The 16,074-nt window shown below is 50.4% G+C and carries 13 protein-coding genes and 2 pseudogenes; 10 read left to right on the top strand and 5 right to left on the bottom strand.

Translation table 11 applies throughout. The annotated features are described in order from the left end of the window. The 7 genes and pseudogenes from QZN53_RS10680 to QZN53_RS10645 all read left to right on the top strand — a co-directional run. Positions 1 to 1,306: pseudogene (locus QZN53_RS10680) on the top strand (hypothetical protein); the annotation flags it as partial. 238 nt (positions 1,307 to 1,544) lie between these two features. After that, positions 1,545 to 2,657 (top strand): hypothetical protein, encoded by a 1,113-nt coding sequence (locus tag QZN53_RS10675; protein WP_163438945.1) that lies wholly within the window; start codon positions 1,545 to 1,547, stop codon positions 2,655 to 2,657. After that, positions 2,654 to 3,679: a tRNA lysidine(34) synthetase TilS gene (tilS, locus tag QZN53_RS10670; RefSeq protein ID WP_163438944.1), complete on the top strand. Its 1,026-nt coding sequence runs from the start codon at positions 2,654 to 2,656 to the stop codon at positions 3,677 to 3,679. The genes QZN53_RS10675 and tilS overlap by 4 nt, the downstream gene beginning before the upstream one ends. A gap of 17 nt (positions 3,680 to 3,696) precedes the next feature. Beyond that, positions 3,697 to 5,822 (top strand): annotated as a pseudogene (ftsH, locus tag QZN53_RS12990) (ATP-dependent zinc metalloprotease FtsH). Beyond that, positions 5,822 to 6,703 (top strand): dihydropteroate synthase, encoded by an 882-nt coding sequence (gene folP, locus QZN53_RS10655; RefSeq protein WP_163438943.1) that lies wholly within the window; start codon positions 5,822 to 5,824, stop codon positions 6,701 to 6,703. Before ftsH ends, folP begins: the two are co-directional and overlap by 1 nt. Further along, positions 6,690 to 7,529 carry a diadenylate cyclase CdaA gene (gene cdaA, locus QZN53_RS10650; protein ID WP_163438942.1) on the top strand — a complete coding sequence of 280 codons (840 nt, stop codon included), beginning with the start codon at positions 6,690 to 6,692 and terminating at the stop codon, positions 7,527 to 7,529. Before folP ends, cdaA begins: the two co-directional genes overlap by 14 nt. A gap of 5 nt (positions 7,530 to 7,534) precedes the next feature. Next, positions 7,535 to 8,776, top strand: a complete 1,242-nt coding sequence (locus QZN53_RS10645) for an SUMF1/EgtB/PvdO family nonheme iron enzyme (RefSeq protein ID WP_163438941.1) — start codon at positions 7,535 to 7,537, stop codon at positions 8,774 to 8,776. Between the two features lies 1 nt (position 8,777). Here QZN53_RS10645 and QZN53_RS10640 read toward each other — a convergent pair whose 3' ends face one another. Further along, a complete protein-coding gene (locus QZN53_RS10640; RefSeq protein ID WP_163438940.1) occupies positions 8,778 to 9,266 on the bottom strand; it encodes a hypothetical protein in 489 nt (162 codons plus the stop codon). Positions 9,267 to 9,349: 83 nt separating this feature from the next. Here QZN53_RS10640 and QZN53_RS10635 point away from each other — a divergent pair, with 83 nt between their 5' ends. Beyond that, positions 9,350 to 9,703 (top strand): hypothetical protein, encoded by a 354-nt coding sequence (locus QZN53_RS10635; RefSeq protein WP_163438939.1) that lies wholly within the window; start codon positions 9,350 to 9,352, stop codon positions 9,701 to 9,703. On the opposite strand, the gene QZN53_RS10630 is transcribed toward QZN53_RS10635, so the two are convergent. Both QZN53_RS10630 and QZN53_RS10625 read right to left on the bottom strand, forming a co-directional pair. After that, entirely contained in the window at positions 9,704 to 10,465 is a 762-nt protein-coding gene (locus QZN53_RS10630; RefSeq protein ID WP_163438938.1) for a thioredoxin-like domain-containing protein, read from the bottom strand. A 1-nt stretch (position 10,466) separates the two neighbouring features. Beyond that, complete coding sequence (locus tag QZN53_RS10625; RefSeq protein ID WP_163438937.1) at positions 10,467 to 11,654, bottom strand: dihydroorotate oxidase; 1,188 nt, start codon at positions 11,652 to 11,654, stop codon at positions 10,467 to 10,469. A 108-nt stretch (positions 11,655 to 11,762) separates the two neighbouring features. Between QZN53_RS10625 and QZN53_RS10620 the strand changes: the two genes are divergently transcribed. Both QZN53_RS10620 and QZN53_RS10615 read left to right on the top strand, forming a co-directional pair. Further along, a complete protein-coding gene (locus QZN53_RS10620; RefSeq protein ID WP_163438936.1) occupies positions 11,763 to 13,148 on the top strand; it encodes a M20/M25/M40 family metallo-hydrolase in 1,386 nt (461 codons plus the stop codon). Beyond that, positions 13,148 to 13,849 (top strand): NAD-dependent deacylase, encoded by a 702-nt coding sequence (locus tag QZN53_RS10615; protein ID WP_163438935.1) that lies wholly within the window; start codon positions 13,148 to 13,150, stop codon positions 13,847 to 13,849. The genes QZN53_RS10620 and QZN53_RS10615 overlap by 1 nt, the downstream gene beginning before the upstream one ends. A 118-nt stretch (positions 13,850 to 13,967) precedes the next feature. On the opposite strand, the gene QZN53_RS10610 is transcribed toward QZN53_RS10615, so the two are convergent. Continuing rightward, entirely contained in the window at positions 13,968 to 14,975 is a 1,008-nt protein-coding gene (locus tag QZN53_RS10610; RefSeq protein ID WP_163438934.1) for an ABC transporter ATP-binding protein, read from the bottom strand. Continuing rightward, positions 14,972 to 16,051, bottom strand: coding sequence for an ABC transporter permease (locus tag QZN53_RS10605; RefSeq protein ID WP_163438933.1), 1,080 nt, complete (start codon positions 16,049 to 16,051; stop codon positions 14,972 to 14,974). The genes QZN53_RS10610 and QZN53_RS10605 overlap by 4 nt, the downstream gene beginning before the upstream one ends. Between the last annotated feature and the right edge of the window lie 23 nt (positions 16,052 to 16,074).

Genomic DNA, 16,074 nt, shown 5'->3' with positions numbered 1-16,074 from the left:
CGTTCTGAGCCTTGCGCTTTCTTTTGCGTCGTTTTTAGCCATAACGGCCTCCTTGAGGGGCAAATATAAATTATTTTTAGGACATACAAAGGATTTTTTCATGAAAAAAGCATACTGCATTCTGTTCTCCGCGCTGCTGATGGTCGCCTGCGGCGATGACAATTCATCGTCAGCCAACGACAATGAACTTTCATCTTCTTCGGAAGAAACCTCTATCGAATCGTCTACGGACGAGGAAATCGTTAGTTCGTCTTCTGAAAAAAAGGAAAATCAGAATTCTTCTTCAAGCGTTCAAGAAGCAAATTCTTCTAGCGACAAGGGGGAATCATCATCCTCAGAAGTAAAAGAAAAATCTTCTTCGTCGATGGGTATCATTTCTGAAGACGGATGGATTACTACAGTGAAAATCGATAATTTTTCATTTTTCGATGAAAAATATTTGAGATACTACTTCCTTGAAGAAGAATGCGACTACGATTCCACCACGAACACATTCAAGTGGGTCGCCGAAGATTACATGGAAGCATTTAACAAATATAATAGTTCAGAATTAGAAGAACAATTTGGAGGAGACTCTCTTAAATTTTTGATTTATCACTCCTTCGGCTACAAGATGTCTAACGACACCCTTTACGAATGCGATTATATCGGAGACGCCTGCGAAACCATAGAAACCGCAACCGTATACGTCGGCACTTCCAAATCTATATTTTCAACATGGGAATGTGTCGGAAGAATTTATAAAGGAGAATACTCTGAAATACCATCCAACTATAAAATCACCCTTACACTGGCACCTCAACAGAGAACCATAACAACACGCAGCAAAATCAAAGGATCAAAATACACACCCGAACCACGCCAATATTGCGGCGTCATCTATGATTTATTTAATGATGAGCAAAGAGAAGAGCTCTGCAACAATAAACTTCAAAACATTCAGGCTCTTTCGACTGACACAGTCTTTATAAGCAACGACATGTGGATTCTCGCCAAGGATTTAGATAAGGCAGACCTTTCCGTAAACGACCAAATCTTCGAAGTATCATTCAACCACATATTAGAGATGGACCCCACGCAAATTTCAACATTCACTAATCAAATAACCTATCAAGGAACCACCTGCACCTGGTGGCAAAAAAATGTTGAAATAACGCAAGAATACTGCGAAAACGGCGACCACAGCCAAGATGTCGTTGAAAGCGAATACAGCAACATTCATCGAACATTTATCAAACAACTTCAAGGATCTAGCGATAACGACAATGAATTCGAAGAATGTATCAAGCAATTCAACCTGAAATAAGAATTCAATAAAGGGAAATCCCCCGCGTCGGCGAGGGACTTTTTGTGTTTAAGAGTTCTGGTGTACTTCGTCTTGTCGCGGACGATTCTTGTCCGCAGGGTGGCTCCATTCTGGGAGCCGTCGATGCGCAGCGTTCTGACGTTCTGAGCCTTGCGCTTTCTTTTGCGTCGTTTTTAGCCATAACGGCCTCCTTGAGGGGCAAATATAAATTATTTTTAGGACATACAAAGGATTTTTTATGAAAAAAGCATACTGCATTCTGTTCTCCGCGCTGCTGATGGTCGCCTGCGGTGACGACAATTCATCGTCGGCAGATGACCAGGAACTTTCGTCTTCTTCAGAAGATGTAGCTATCGAATCGTCTACGGACGAGGAAATCGTTAGTTCGTCTTCTGAAAAAAAGGAAAATCAGAATTCTTCTTCAAGCGTTCAAGAAGCAAGTTCTTCTAGCGACAAGGCTGAATCATCGTCTAGCGTTCAAGAAGCCAGTTCCTCTAGTACAGAAAATGAACAATCCTCGTCTTCTTCAAATAATCAAGCCATTCCAGATTTCGGCGACAACAAAATCGTCATAAAACTAGTTCCTACATTCGGGGAACTAGACGGCAAGCCCTATTTTTACACAACAGAACCAAGATGTACTTATAAAAACAATGTTTTCTCCATAAAGGCAGATACCTCTGATAACGCCTATTTCTACGAAATCTCCAACGACACTCTCACCCTTTACCATGTGGATTTAGACAAAGTCCTTGCGGGTTCTTATGAAGAGCCCAGCGCAAAGGAGACCTATTACGGAAAGAATACAGCACTCGAAAGCGAATGGGAACGCCTTTGCTATTACAACCTAAATGATGACTATACCAGCTGCACTCAAAAATATTCCTATCTCATATCAAGAGACACCATTTATAACAGCCTAACCTATCCCATCGATTATAACTACCAAATATTCAAATTAATCGAAAAAGTCTCGCATTCTAGATTAGGAATCTACGATGAAATGAGCGCCGCTCAACGTGCCACGAAATATGCAGAAAACGGAATCTTGATAGATTCCACAGGCACTAAAACACTCATAAGCATTAAAGACAAGGGTACATTATCTATTGATGAAATAACAACAAAAATTATAAATAGCAACGAAACAATTTATACAAAAATCGCCTTGTCAACAGATAAAAAAGAATGCGTTTTAATATCGGAAACCACACCGATCAAGTCGTCTAAATACTGTTCCGAAGAATATCTTCCCTATCTTCAAATTGACGATTTCGATGGATATGTTTCATCTTACGCAAAAGGCAACCAAGAAGAATTCAATGCCTGTCTAGAGAGTCTATTTGATTGAGTCTTGATTTATTGCAAAATATTCGCCGTCATGGTTTCAAACGCTTGTTGCTTGCAGTTTCGGGCGGGCTGGATTCTATTTGTTTGGTGCATTATTTTATTTGCAATAAAGAGAGATTGGGCATTGAATGGCTAGGAATTGCGCATGTGCATCACGGGCTGCGGGTCGGAACAGCCGACCGCGACGCCGCATTTGTTGAAGCATTCGCGAAGGCACACGACATTCCATTTTTCTTGAAGAAACTGGACGGCGAAGCGCTAAAAAATGCCGAGGGTTCGCTCGAAGAAAACGCAAGGGACGCAAGGTACAACGCGCTGCAGGAAGCCGCCGAAAATTGCAACGCCATCGTGACAGCGCATCATGCAGGCGACCAGGCGGAAACCATGTACATGCGACTTCGCCGAGGAACAACGCTTGCGGGACTCAAGGGGATTCAGGAAGTACGAGACAACATTTACCGTCCTTTTCTGAATGTGACTCGGGCGGAACTTCTTGCGTATGCTCGCGAAAACAATCTTGAGTGGTGCGAAGACGAAAGCAATTCCGATGTAAAGTTCGCACGAAACAAAGTACGGCACGAATTCCTACCGCAGCTGGAAAAAGAGTGTCCCGGTGCTGCGATGCAATTATGCAGAATTGCCCTGTTGGCAGACAAAGCGTATGCGAAAGTGATGAATGCTAGCGAGTCGCTTTTCGCGCCCGTTTTGAAGGCCGAGAAAGCTGATGCTGACCTTCGTCAGCATGACTTGAAGGCTGGAATCGCATTGGACAAGAAAAAGCTTCGCAAGGTTCTGCTCGCTCACGAAAGTACAGACCTTTCCGAAATGTTCCGGTTATGGCTTTCGGAGCAGGGCTTCCGCTTCCCGATCGGGTTCTTTTACGACCAAAAAGAGCCCGCACATGTTAAAATTCCCGTACGCGCCGCTTACCGCAAGCGAGCTATCGCCAAAAACGGCTCTACTGTCAGGATTTGCGAATTTGAAAGCGTTGAGGCAGCCCTAAAATTTGTATCTTGCAAGTGAACGTATAAAAGGAATTTATGAGTCAACCTAAACCGACCCCTCCCTACCGTAGCAAGAACTTTATCATTTTGTTGGTGATGATTCTTTTGTTGTTCGTCATGTTCCCGCTTGCAGGGAAAGACGGCGAAAACGACATGACGCGCACCGAATTTTTGGCCATGATGGGCGACTCCACCAAGGTCATTACCGAACTTTCGCTCCAGAAGACCCCCGATGGCGTGATTATCGAAGGCAAACGCGAAATGAGTGCCGAAGAAAAGGCTGAAGCCAAAAAGAGCCAAAGCGCTCTCGCCCGTTTCACCAAATCGGCCGACAACGGCAACACTAAAGCTTTCCGCAGCCACATGCTGGAAGTCAGCAACGACCAGATTACCGCCTGGGAAATGTTCAAGGGCGTCAAAGTCAAGGTCATTCACGAATCCAGCACCTGGCTCGATACGATTGTCGCGTTCCTGCCCGCGATTCTCCTGATTGTATTCTTCTACCTGATGATGAACCGCCAGATGGGTGGCGGCGGCAAGGGTCCGTTCAGCTTTGGCAAGAGCCAGGCAAAACAGTTGAACGGTAAGCAAAAGACGACCTTTAACGACGTGGCCGGCTGCGACGAAGCCAAGCAGGACTTGCAGGAACTCGTGGAATTCCTGAAGGACCCGAAGAAATTCGATGCCCTCGGCGGACGCATTCCGAAGGGCGCTTTGCTGGTTGGCCCTCCGGGTACCGGTAAGACGCTTTTGGCCCGTGCAGTTGCAGGCGAAGCAGGCGTTCCGTTCTTTAGCATGTCCGGTTCTGACTTTGTGGAAATGTTCGTGGGCGTGGGCGCAAGCCGCGTGCGCGACCTCTTTGAAACCGGCAAGAAGAACGCCCCGTGTATTCTGTTCATCGACGAAATCGACGCCGTAGGTCGCCAGCGTGGCGCTGGTCTCGGTGGCGGTCACGATGAACGCGAACAGACCAGTTGCTGGTGGAAATGGACGGCTTTACCGCCAACGAAGGCGTTATTTTGATTGCCGCGACCAACCGCCCCGACGTACTCGACAAGGCATTGCTGCGCCCCGGCCGCTTTGACCGCCAGATTGTGGTGGGACTCCCCGACCTGAAGGGCCGCGAAGAAATCTTGAAGGTTCACCTGAAAAAGCGTAAGGTTCCTCTGGCCGACGATGTAGACGTGAAGGCCGTCGCAAAGGGAACTCCTGGTCTTGCAGGTGCAGACCTCGAAAACTTGGTGAACGAAGCCGCCCTCTTGGCAGCACGTTTTAACAACAAGAAAGTCACGATGCTCGACTTTGAAGAAGCCCGCGACAAGCTCAGCATGGGTGCCGAGCGCCGCACGCTCCTGATGACCGACGAAGAAAAGCGCCACACCGCTTACCACGAAGCAGGCCACGCCTTGATGACGCTCTTGTGCAAGCATTCCGACCCGCTCCACAAGATTACGATTATCCCGCGCGGACGCGCCCTCGGCGTGACCATGAGTCTGCCCGAACGCGACCAAGTAAGCTACAGCCGCGAATACGCCGAAGAACGCATCATGATCATGATGTCTGGTCGCCTCGCCGAACTCATCTTCTTCAACCACCAGAGCACGGGAGCCAGCAACGACATTCAGCGCGCTACCGAACTTGCCCGCAAGATGGTGACCGAATGGGGTTTTGACGACGAAATCGGGCCGGTCTGCTACAGCCGCACCGACGGCGAAGTGTTCCTCGGCCGCGAAATTAGCAAGCCGAAGGAAATGTCCGAAATGATGGCCGAAAAGATCGACAATGCGGTGAACAACCTCATCAAGCGTTTAGACTTGGCCGCCAAGAAACTCATTGAAGAAAACAAGGACAAGCTGATTGACCTCGCCGAAGCACTGTTCGAATTCGAAGTGCTTGACCGCGAAGAAATTGACCGCGTAATGGCCGGCGAAAAGCTGACCGGTACCAAGAAGAGCCGCCAGTACAAGGCACTCGAAGAAATGGAAGCGAAGAAAAAGCGTGAAAACACGCCGCCTCCTGACCCGGGCAAACAACCGCCCGTGGCCCCGGTTACTGACGCCCCCGTTGCCGAAATCAAGCCCGCACCCGCCGCCGGAACCACCCCGGCAAATGATGGCGATGCCCAATCATCTACTGTAGAATCTCATCAGGAAAACTCGTAATGTTCAAAGAAGTTCTGGATCATAGTCGCTCTCTCCCTTGGAAAATCGGCAACAAGGTTTTGCCTTGCAAAACCCCGCTGATCATGGGTATTGTGAATGTGACTCCGGACAGTTTTTTTGACGGCGGCAAGCACAACAAGCCTGACGCCGCTTACGAACATGCCATGATGCTTTTGGACCAGGGCGCCGAAATCTTGGACATCGGTGGCGAAAGCAGCCGTCCGGGAAGCGCCCCTGTCAGCCTGCAAGAAGAACTGGACCGAGTCTGCCCCGTGGTAGAACGCCTGGCCAAGCTCGCCAAAGAACGCGAATTCTACATCTCGGTCGATACGGTCAAAGCCAAGGTCGCCGAAGAGACCATGAAGCTCGGCGCGCACATCATCAACGACATTAGCGCCTGCGCCATGGACCCGAACATGCTCCAGACCGTCGCAGACACCAAGGCAGCCGTCGTGCTGAACCACATTCGCGGAAATTTTGGCACCATGCAACAGGACTTCAAGCCGTACACGAACGTAGTACAGGAAGTCCGCGAAGAGCTCTTGTCGCAGGTGAAAAAGCTTTTGGACCTCGGCGTCGAACGCGAAAAGATTTGCATTGATCCGGGTATTGGATTCGGAAAAACCGCGCAGGACAACATCAATTTGATGAAATCCACCGAAGAATTCCTGAAAGACGGCTACCCCGTTCTCATCGGAACCTCGCGCAAGTCCTATATTGGTAAAATGCCCGGCCTCGAAACGAGCGACCGCTTGATTCCGACCGTTACGGCAGGAATCGTGGCCGTACTTGGTGGAGCAAGCTGCATTCGCGTGCACGATGTGAAAGAGGCCAAGGAATCCTTGCTGTATTTGGAGGCATTAAGAAATGATTCTGTTTAAGCTATTCGGGATTATCGATGTGCGTCCGGCAGATATTCTGGACGTGCTCCTGATATCCATCATCATTTACTACATATTCTTGCTGTTCCGCGGTACGCGTGCCGCCCAGATGATTTTCGGTGGTTTGTTGCTGATTCTTGCCTGGATTATTGCACAGTGGTGGGAACTCCATACCGTCGTGTGGCTTATCAGTAACCTCGCGACCCTCGGTATTATCGCCCTCGTGATTCTTTTCCAGCCCGAAATTCGAAGCGCCCTTACCCGTATCGGTCAGGCAGCCAGTAAACTCGACTTTCACAACCTGTTTTTCCATTCCAGCGGCCTCGACGAAATCACCAAGACCATCGCAAGCGCCTGCCAAGACCTGGCAAAGACACACACCGGTGCGCTGATTGTGCTTGAAAAGCGCGTGGGACTCCGCAACTACGCTGACACCGGTGAAATCTTGGATGCACGAATCAGTTCAAGACTTTTACGTGCCCTCTTCTTCCCAAATTCCGCTTTGCACGATGGAGCCGTGATTATGAACAGCAAGCGCATTATTGCAGCCGGCTGTATCTTGCCTATGCCCACGGGTAACGCCGAAAAAGAAGCGGGCTACGGCATGCGCCACCGCGCCGCAAAAGCACTCGCCGCCGAATGCGATGCCTTAGTGATCGTGGTGTCCGAAGAAACTGGCTACATCTCTATCGCCTACCGCAACACGCTGCGCAGAAACATCAGCGTCGCCGAACTCAAGCAAGAAATCATTCGCCACTGGGGCGAACTCTTTAACGACGTCCGTGAATCGGCAAAGACCGAAACCGCCGAAGAAAAAGCAGGCTAGACTTTATGGCAAACGAAAACGAAGAACAGCAGAAAAACAAACGCAAAAAGAAGAACATCGCCATTCTCGTGTTGATGTTCCTCTTGTTGGTGACCCTTTTTATTGTGCAGTGCCACTTGGACCAAATCAAGCAAGAAGCGCTCGCCAAGGAGCAGGAAACAGCTCTTGAAATGCAACGCCGTCAGACGCTCGATAGCCTGCGTGCACTGGAACAGGCTCGTGCCGATAGCATCCGTATGGCCGATTCTTTGGCAAAGCTCAGTGCCGACAGTTCTCGCATCGCTGACAGCCTGCGCATTGCAGACTCTTTGGCGGCCCTCCAGAACAACGTGAACCGCGACAGCATTCGCCACGTGCGCGACAGTCTGAACCGCATCAAGGATAGCCTTGCCGCCATTGACAAAGCTCGCGCCGACAGCCTGCAACGCATCGCCGATTCCTTGGCAGCTATCGAAAAAGCCAAGGCCGATTCACTCGAAAAGAAGCGCATTCAAGACAGCATCCGTGCCGCCGACCAGGTGCCGCCCGTTGCCGAAATTGCGCCGCCTGCAGGCCGTTACTACGACCCGATTAAGCTCAAGGTTAAGTGCGAAGAAATCAAGTGTAAGACATTCCTTTCGATTGGCGACACGCTCCACGCTCAAGAAGCAGGCAAGGCCATCGAATACAATAAGACCGGAAGCGTATTCTTCTACGCCGAAGACTCCGTGGGCAACCGCTCTGCTTGGGAAGAAGCCAAATACGACATGGCCAGCGACAACATTTGCGGCAAGAACGCCTACCCCGTTCCGCTCGGCGGCAAGACCGTTTGCGTAGACGCTTACGAATACCCGAACAAGGCTGACGAACTCCCCCGCGACATGGTGAGCCAGGAACAGGCCGCAAGCCTTTGCCAGCAAGAAGGCAAGCACCTTTGCAGCCTCGCCGAATGGCAGGCCGCTTGCAAGAGCAAGGACAACACTCGCTACAGCTACGGCGACAGCTATAAGCAGAACAAGTGCAACACCAACACAAAGGCAGCCAAGCGCAGTGGCCGTAAGGAACAGTGCCGCAGCTGGTACGGCATGTACGACATGAACGGAAACCTTTGGGAATGGACTTCGACTACGAGCAAGGATCACCCGAATATGTACTTAGTTGCTGGCGGTGCCTGGAACACTAACAACGAAAGTAAGTGCACCGACAATAAGTTCAGTTTCTACCCGCAGAACCAGTACCCCAACGTCGGATTCCGTTGCTGTAAGTAATCTATTCGGCCTCAGTCATTTCGACATGGAGGTGCTCCATTTCACCTTTTTCCCAGAGCACCTTGAAGCGTGGCCCGAGTTTATCTTGGGCCATTTCTACAACCTGGCGGCGCTTGTTTAGGGGCATGTCGACAATACGGAAATCCATGGCCGCATTCTTATAATGCTTTGAATTTGGCAAGTGGTAAGGGTAATCGTTTCCGCTGGTAATCACGGGCACGTAATCGTCACCCATCACCTTATGGTAGCAGCGAATGATTTCTAGACCAGCGGTATCCATGACCGGCAACAGGCTTTCGAGGTACACGCCTTCTTTTTGGCGAGTGCGCTTGAGCAACAGACGGTGAACTTCGCGCTGGTTGAAGGGTTTCAAGTTCAAATGGCGCATGTATTCTTCGGCAGACCACGTATCTTCGACCTGCTTGGGCTCGTAATGTGGAATCGGGCGATCATTGGCTTTAATGAGTCTATATACCCCAAATAAGGCCAAAATAGCCAGAATTGGCGCCAACAAATACAAATGTTTAACAAAAAATTGCATTTTACAGCATTCAAAAATACTATTTTAAGAGCATGAAGAAAGTTATTCTTATTTCCGCATCTCTTATTTCCTCGATGTTCCTTTTCGGCTGCGGCGACAATGCCAACTATACCGGCTGCTGGAAGGGCGAAGCTAATATGATTTTTGAAGTCTTGAGCGAAAACAACAAGGACTTCACAATTCGTAACGTGAACGGCGACTTGACCGCCACTATCCAAGAAGGCAAGCTTTGCGGCAAGAATTCGCTCGACATGCCTTATTGCATGAGCGTCAAGGGCGACTCCGCTTACTACGAATTCGGCGGCATTACTACGGGTTACGCCCGCATTAGCAAAGAAGAATACGAAGATATCTTCGCTTCTCAGAAAAAAGCTGCTATTGAATAATTAATCCAGAACTTCCTTCAGGATTTGTTCAATCATGTATTCGGTCGGAGCCCCGCTCCAGACCCGCTTGATGTAGCCATCTTTATCGAGCAACATCAGTGTCGGAACTGCGTGGATGCCATAGCGCATCCACATTTCTTTTTTAGCGTCGCGATAAAGCGGATACGGCGACGCATGCTGGTGCGCATAGAAATCGTTCAGCGTTTCGACAGGTTCATCGGCAATACCGATGATTTCGACACCCTTGGAACTGTATTTTTTATAGATGTTTGCAAGCACCGGGAGTGTCTTGCGGCAAGGACCGCACCAAGTAGCCCAGAAATCGAGCAAAGTAGCCTTCGGTTTTTCCTTGCGCTTTTCACCATTCTTGTAGAAGTTTTCGCCAAACTTGGCAATTTTACTACCGATGGCAGAACCCGTTAAAGAGCTGATGTCATCGGGGCGTTCCGTAAGGGCAACCGTAAGCGTTTTCTTTTTACCCTCGCGCACAATTTCGATTTTGACCTTTTGCCCCGCCTTATGGTTCGCAACCGCCGACTGAATCTGCGCCATACCGGTAAGCGTTTGACCTTCGACGCCAACAATCTGGTCGCCCGCAACCATGCCCGCCGTAAAGCAGCCCGATTCCGGATGCACGCCGATAACGTTCAAGGCGAGGTGATTTTCGAAAGTCGCCTTTTTGAAGGTGACACCGAGCCAAGGGACTGCAAAAGAAGCTTCCGCCGCAAGGAGAAGCCCGAGAACAATACTACGCATTTTCATATTACACTGCTTTCGTTTGCTTGGGGTTGTGGTCGTCGTAGTCCGCAAGCGTCTTGTAGCCCGTTTCAAATAGGGCCGCTTCAAGTTCCTTACGCATGGCATGTGCCGCCATCCAGCGGAAGGCCACCACCGAGTAGCATTCCACCGCATCAACACCAAGCTTGATGAGGTCAAAAATCTTGAACCCGTGGTCAATACCGCCGCAGGCAATCACGCTAATCTGGGGGTAATGCTTGCGGATATAGGTCACGTTCCACATCATGTTTTCGTAGAGCGGTCTACCCGACATGCCGCCACAGTCACCGTCGGCGCGAAGCGGAGTCAAGTTTTCAAGCTTGGATTCCACCGGGAGTTCGCTCATCTTTTTGGTCGGGTACGTATTGCCCACCACCACACCGTTTACGCCCGTACGCACGATCATGTCCATGACGTTCACCAAGTGACGTTCCGACAGGTCGGGGCTAATCTTGGCATACACGGCCTTGCGAATTGCCTGGGCATTGCGGTATTTCATGATTTCACCGAAAATGCGCTCGGTCAGCGACAAGTCCATATCTACACGGGATTCACCGGTATTGGGGCAGCTCAAATTGATTTCGATAAAGTCGCCCGCCTTGTAGGCGATGGCAAAACTTTCGAGCAAGTCCTTCAGCTTTTCTTCGTCATCGGTAAGACCCGGGGTTTCTGCCACGGACACACCCACGCAAAGCCCCACCTTGTGAGCCTTGGTCAACTGTTCGTCGACACGGCGAGCAATGACTTCGACGCCTTCGTTGTTGAGGCCCATGCTATTGTGAATTGCGCGGTCATTTTCAAGAAAACCGATACGCGGGCGGTGCGTGTTGCCTTCACGGAACTTGCGGGTGGCGGTTCCTACGGAAATGCCGCCAAAGCCCATGTTGGCATAGTCGCAAATGCGCTTGGCAGTCTTGTTGGCACCGGCCGCCAAAATAATGGGGCAACCGAGGTACAGGGAATTGCTATGGTCCGGGAAGGTAATGACGCGCTTGAGAGTCTTACTCAAGTCCGGACGCCCGCCCATAAACGGGATATACGGGGCAAACCTAGCCACATGTTTCAAAGAATCGTGGCGGAATTCGGGATATTTGTGAAAAATGCGGCGAATGAGCGCCAAAACACGGTCGCCAAAGTTCAGGTAATATTCGTGATTCACGCAGTTGAAAGACATGGGAATTCCTTTTGCCGAAACTTATATCAAAAAAAATAGAAAATATCACCCTTGGGCGACCATTTGGGAATTCGTTTTCTATTTTGTTTAAGCGAAAGAGGGCCTAAAATGGAACAGAAAACGATTGATTCTATTGTCTCGGCAATACACACGAAAATGCCGGAATACATCAAGACCTTAAGCGATCTGGTGAGTATTCCCTCCATCAGTTTTGACAATTTTGACCAAAAATACGTGCTGGAATCCGCAGAAGCCGTGAAGCAGCTTTTTTTGGACGCAGGACTAACCAACGTGCAATTTTTGCTGCCGCCAAGCGGTCGCCCGTCTGTATACGGCGAAAGCTTGACCAGCCCCGACAAGCCGACGGTACTTTTGTACGCCCACCACGATGTGCAGCCCCCCATGCGCGAAGCTCTCTGGAACACCAAGCCTTTTGAAGCGAGCCTCCAGGGCGACCGACTCTATGGTCGCGGCACGGCCGACGACAAAGCAGGCATCGTGACCCACCTGGCCGCCCTTGAACAGGTGCGCGCCTGGAAAAAGAATGACGGTCCGAACCTCAAGTTTTTGATTGAAGGCGAAGAAGAATCCGGAAGTGCCGGATTTGAAGTCATCTTGAAAAAGAACGCCGAACTTTTAAAGTGCGACGCCGTGATTGTAGCAGACCTCGGAAACTTCGCCAAGGGAACGCCCTCGATTACGACGACGCTCCGCGGCATGAGTGCAGTGAATGTGGAACTCAAGGCGACCAAGGCTCCGCTCCATTCCGGAAGCTGGTCGGGCCCGATTCCTGACCCCGGCCAGGTGCTTTGCCGCATGATTGCAAGCCTTACCGACGGCAAGGGCAATATCTTGATTCCGAATTTTGAAGACACGCTCGTGCCTCCGACCGAAGCGGAACTTGCCTCTTACAAGAGCCTCGGCATGACCGAGAAGATTTTCAGAAACGACGGCGGCATTCTGGAAAGCGTGAAGCTCAAAGTCCCTGAAGACGAAATCCTCTTGTCGCTGTGGCGCAGGCCCTCCATTGTGGTGACCGCGATGGAAGTCGGAAGCCGCACGAACGCTGGCAATGTTTTGCAGAACAGCGCATACGCACGCATCGGCATTCGACTCGCCCCCGGCATGGATGCCGATGTGGCGACCCAGCAACTGGTCGAATTCTTGCAGGCCCAAGTGCCCTACGGCCTTCAGTGTAGCATCGTAACCGAAGACGGAGCCAACCCCTTCGTGACCGATACAGCTCACCCGTTCTTCAAGAAAATGAGTGAATCCATGGCCACCGCCTACAACGCCGAAACCAAGTTTATCGGCTGCGGCGCAAGCATTCCGGGTGCAGAACTGTTCCGCAACACCTTCGGTGACATTCCTATTTTGCTAACGGGCCTCGAAGACCCCGAATGCAACGCCCACGGCGAAAATGAAAGCCTTTACCTGCCTGACTTTGAACACGGCATTGTAGCTGAAACCCTTTTCTTTGGAGGAATCTGCTAATGAGTTCGACCAAATTCCCAAGACTTGTCGTTTTGACTGGTGCCGGCATCAGTGCAGAATCGGGACTGCGCACCTTCCGCGGTAACGACGGCATGTGGGAACACGAAAACATTGATGACGTGTGCACGCCCGAAGGTTACTACCGTGACAAGAAACGCGTCAAGGATTTCTACAACTTCTTGCGCAAGGGACTCAAGGAACACGAACCCAACGCCGCTCACTTTGCGCTTGCAGAACTTGAAGATCGCTTAGGCGACGACTTTTTGCTTGTGACGCAGAACGTAGACAACTTGCATGAACGCGCCGGTTCCAAGCGCGTGTTGCACATGCACGGCGACTTGATGCGCCTCACCTGCGAAAAGAATCCGAAGCATGAATTCATTTTTGAAGGCGAAGAAACTCTGGATACGCGTTGCCCGTTCTGCGGCGGCATGAGCCGCCCGGACATTGTGTTCTTTGGCGAGCAGCCGCTTTACATGGAAGAAATCCAGGACGCCTTAAGGAATTGCAAGGAATTCGTGTACATCGGCACGAGTAGCGTGGTCTACCCCGCCGCCGGTTTCAAGAGTTTTGCCAAGAGCTTTGGCGCCAAGGTGACATGTTTGAATCTGGAAGTTCCGACAAGCGATCCTTACACGGATGTTTTCGTGGAAGGCAAGGCGACAGAAATTGTGCCCAAGTGGTGCAAGGAATTCAAGTAATCCCAGAAACAAGATTCTTTTGGAGCCGCACGATTGGGATTTTACTAACGTAAAATCTGTTTAAGACTTTTTTTGAAAAGGCGTTAGCTTTTTCGAATTCGTGTGACAAAAAATTCAATCAAATCATAAAACAATTTGCTTCGTGGTTCGACGAGCCCGAAGCTTTTTGTTTTGGCGGAACAACTTCGCTGCGGCACTGTTCGGTGCATTTTTCGCAGCGGTCCGCAAAGCGGCATCCCTTTGCAAAATCACGCGGATGCGGCACAGAACCCGGAATGGACTTCATAGTACGCATGTCGCTGTGATTCTCGGGAATAGCCGCCAGCAAGCCCTGCGTGTACGGGTGCATCGGAGAGTCAATCACGTCGCGAACAGAACCCGTTTCCACAATGCGCCCCGCATACATCACGGCCACACGGTCGGCGTACTGTGACACGATTCCCATATTATGCGTAATCAAAAGGACTGCCGTTCCAGTACGATTAGCCATATCCTTGAGCACCGCAAGCACCTGTGCCTGCACCGTCACATCCAAGGCCGTCGTCGGTTCGTCGGCAATAATGAGCTTGGGTTTAGAAAGCAGAGCCATCACAATGCACACGCGCTGCAACATGCCGCCCGAAAGTTCATGCGGATAAGAATCCAGAACGCGGTCTATATCCTTGAAGCCTGCAAGAGTCAGCATTTCACGAATGGTTGCAATGCTATCGCCCTTGATGCCACAGAACTTGAAGACTTCCAGCAGTTGCTTTTTGATTGTCACCACCGGATTCAAGGCCTGCATGGGTTCCTGGAAAATACATGCGATTTCGGAACCACGAATCTTTTGCAGACCCGTCAAAGGGAGCTTAGCCAAATCAATCGGAGTGGCGTCATCGTCGGCCTTATAAAGCACCGAGCCTTCAACGATTTGTGCACTCGGTTGCGGCAGCAAGCGCAAAATGCTCATGGCCGTCACGCTCTTTCCGCAGCCGGACTCGCCCACCAGCGCAAAGAATTCGCCCTGGTTGATTTCAAACGAAACCTTGTCCGTTACCTGCAGCGGAGTTATTCCTTCGCGGGGTTTGCCATTCTTGTCAAACCCGAAAGCCACCGAAAGATTCTGAACCTGCAAAACCGGAATCATAAATAGCGGTCTCCAGATTTGGGATCCATGGCATCACGCACGCCTTCGCCCACGAACGTTGTGAGGAGAAGCGTTACAAAGAGTGCGGCTACCGTACTGACAGAAATCCACGGTGCATAAAGGTTATTGAGTCCCTGGCTCATGAGTTCGCCCCAGCTAGGTGTAGGCGGTTGCAAGCCAAAGCCCAAAAAGTCTAGCGATGTCAAGCTTCCGATTCCGCCAATCAGCGTGAACGGGAAAAGCGTGACCACAGGCGTCATCGCATTCGGCAAGATTTCCTTGAAGAAAATATGGCGATGTCCCATGCCCAAGACCTTGGCCGACTGCACGTAAGTCATGCCACGCAATTTCAAGAATTCCGCACGCATGTAATAGCTGAGAGAAATCCAGTTAAACGCAGCCATAATCAAAATCAAAAGCCAGAAACTGCGGCCATAAATGCTACCGATCAAAATCACTACGTAAAGCATCGGGAGCGACGACCAGATTTCAATAAAGCGCTGCATGCCTGTATCCCAGAACTTGCCGAGATAACCTTGAATACCGCCAATTACAATGCCGAGGAAGGTTCCCAGCACCGTCAAAAGCAAACTGAAGCTAATGCAAATGCGGAACCCGTGAATCAAGCGGGCAAGCACATCGCGGCCATTGCTGTCGGTTCCGAGCCAATGCCTTGCACTCGGCGCAAACGGAGGTGTTCCGTCTTCGCTCAAATCCGCCTTCAAGGGATCATGCGCAATCGGGGGCATAATCGCCCAAATTTCGGGGCAGCCACCAGCACGCGTAAAGCCTTCGGCCGCATCTTCTTCGCATTCGCGCACCGCGGCAAACAGCTTGCTGTAATCGGCTTCGGTCTGGTATTCTCCGCCAAAGTCCGCATCACTATAACGCACAAATGCCGGGAAATACGTCTTCCCCTGGTAGCGCATCAAGAGCGGTTCATCGTTAACGGTCCAAGGGCTCGTGAGCGACAACAAGTACGCCACCACAAGCACGACTAACGACCAAAACGCCCGCTTATTTTTGCGAAAGCGCTTCAGGCGATTCAAGGTTTCTTGTGTCAGGCGAATTTTCATGCAACAAATTTATTAAAAGGAAA

Source organism: uncultured Fibrobacter sp., assembly GCF_900316465.1.
Lineage (GTDB): Bacteria > Fibrobacterota > Fibrobacteria > Fibrobacterales > Fibrobacteraceae > Fibrobacter.
Note: the sequence above shows the minus strand (reverse complement) of the source record. Positions and strands in the feature narration are given on the sequence as shown.

Bases quoted from the DNA above. Each gene is read 5' to 3' on its own strand.
- QZN53_RS10620 (WP_163438936.1), top strand. From the start codon at position 11,763: ATGGAACAGAAAACGATTGATTCTATTGTCTCGGCAATACACACGAAA.
- folP (WP_163438943.1), top strand. From the start codon at position 5,822: ATGTTCAAAGAAGTTCTGGATCATAGTCGCTCTCTCCCTTGGAAAATC.
- QZN53_RS10645 (WP_163438941.1), top strand. From the start codon at position 7,535: ATGGCAAACGAAAACGAAGAACAGCAGAAAAACAAACGCAAAAAGAAG.
- QZN53_RS10675 (WP_163438945.1), top strand. From the start codon at position 1,545: ATGAAAAAAGCATACTGCATTCTGTTCTCCGCGCTGCTGATGGTCGCC.
- QZN53_RS10625 (WP_163438937.1), bottom strand. From the start codon at position 11,654: ATGTCTTTCAACTGCGTGAATCACGAATATTACCTGAACTTTGGCGAC.
- QZN53_RS10630 (WP_163438938.1), bottom strand. From the start codon at position 10,465: ATGAAAATGCGTAGTATTGTTCTCGGGCTTCTCCTTGCGGCGGAAGCT.
- QZN53_RS10610 (WP_163438934.1), bottom strand. From the start codon at position 14,975: ATGATTCCGGTTTTGCAGGTTCAGAATCTTTCGGTGGCTTTCGGGTTT.
- cdaA (WP_163438942.1), top strand. From the start codon at position 6,690: ATGATTCTGTTTAAGCTATTCGGGATTATCGATGTGCGTCCGGCAGAT.
- QZN53_RS10615 (WP_163438935.1), top strand. From the start codon at position 13,148: ATGAGTTCGACCAAATTCCCAAGACTTGTCGTTTTGACTGGTGCCGGC.
- QZN53_RS10605 (WP_163438933.1), bottom strand. From the start codon at position 16,051: ATGAAAATTCGCCTGACACAAGAAACCTTGAATCGCCTGAAGCGCTTT.
- QZN53_RS10635 (WP_163438939.1), top strand. From the start codon at position 9,350: ATGAAGAAAGTTATTCTTATTTCCGCATCTCTTATTTCCTCGATGTTC.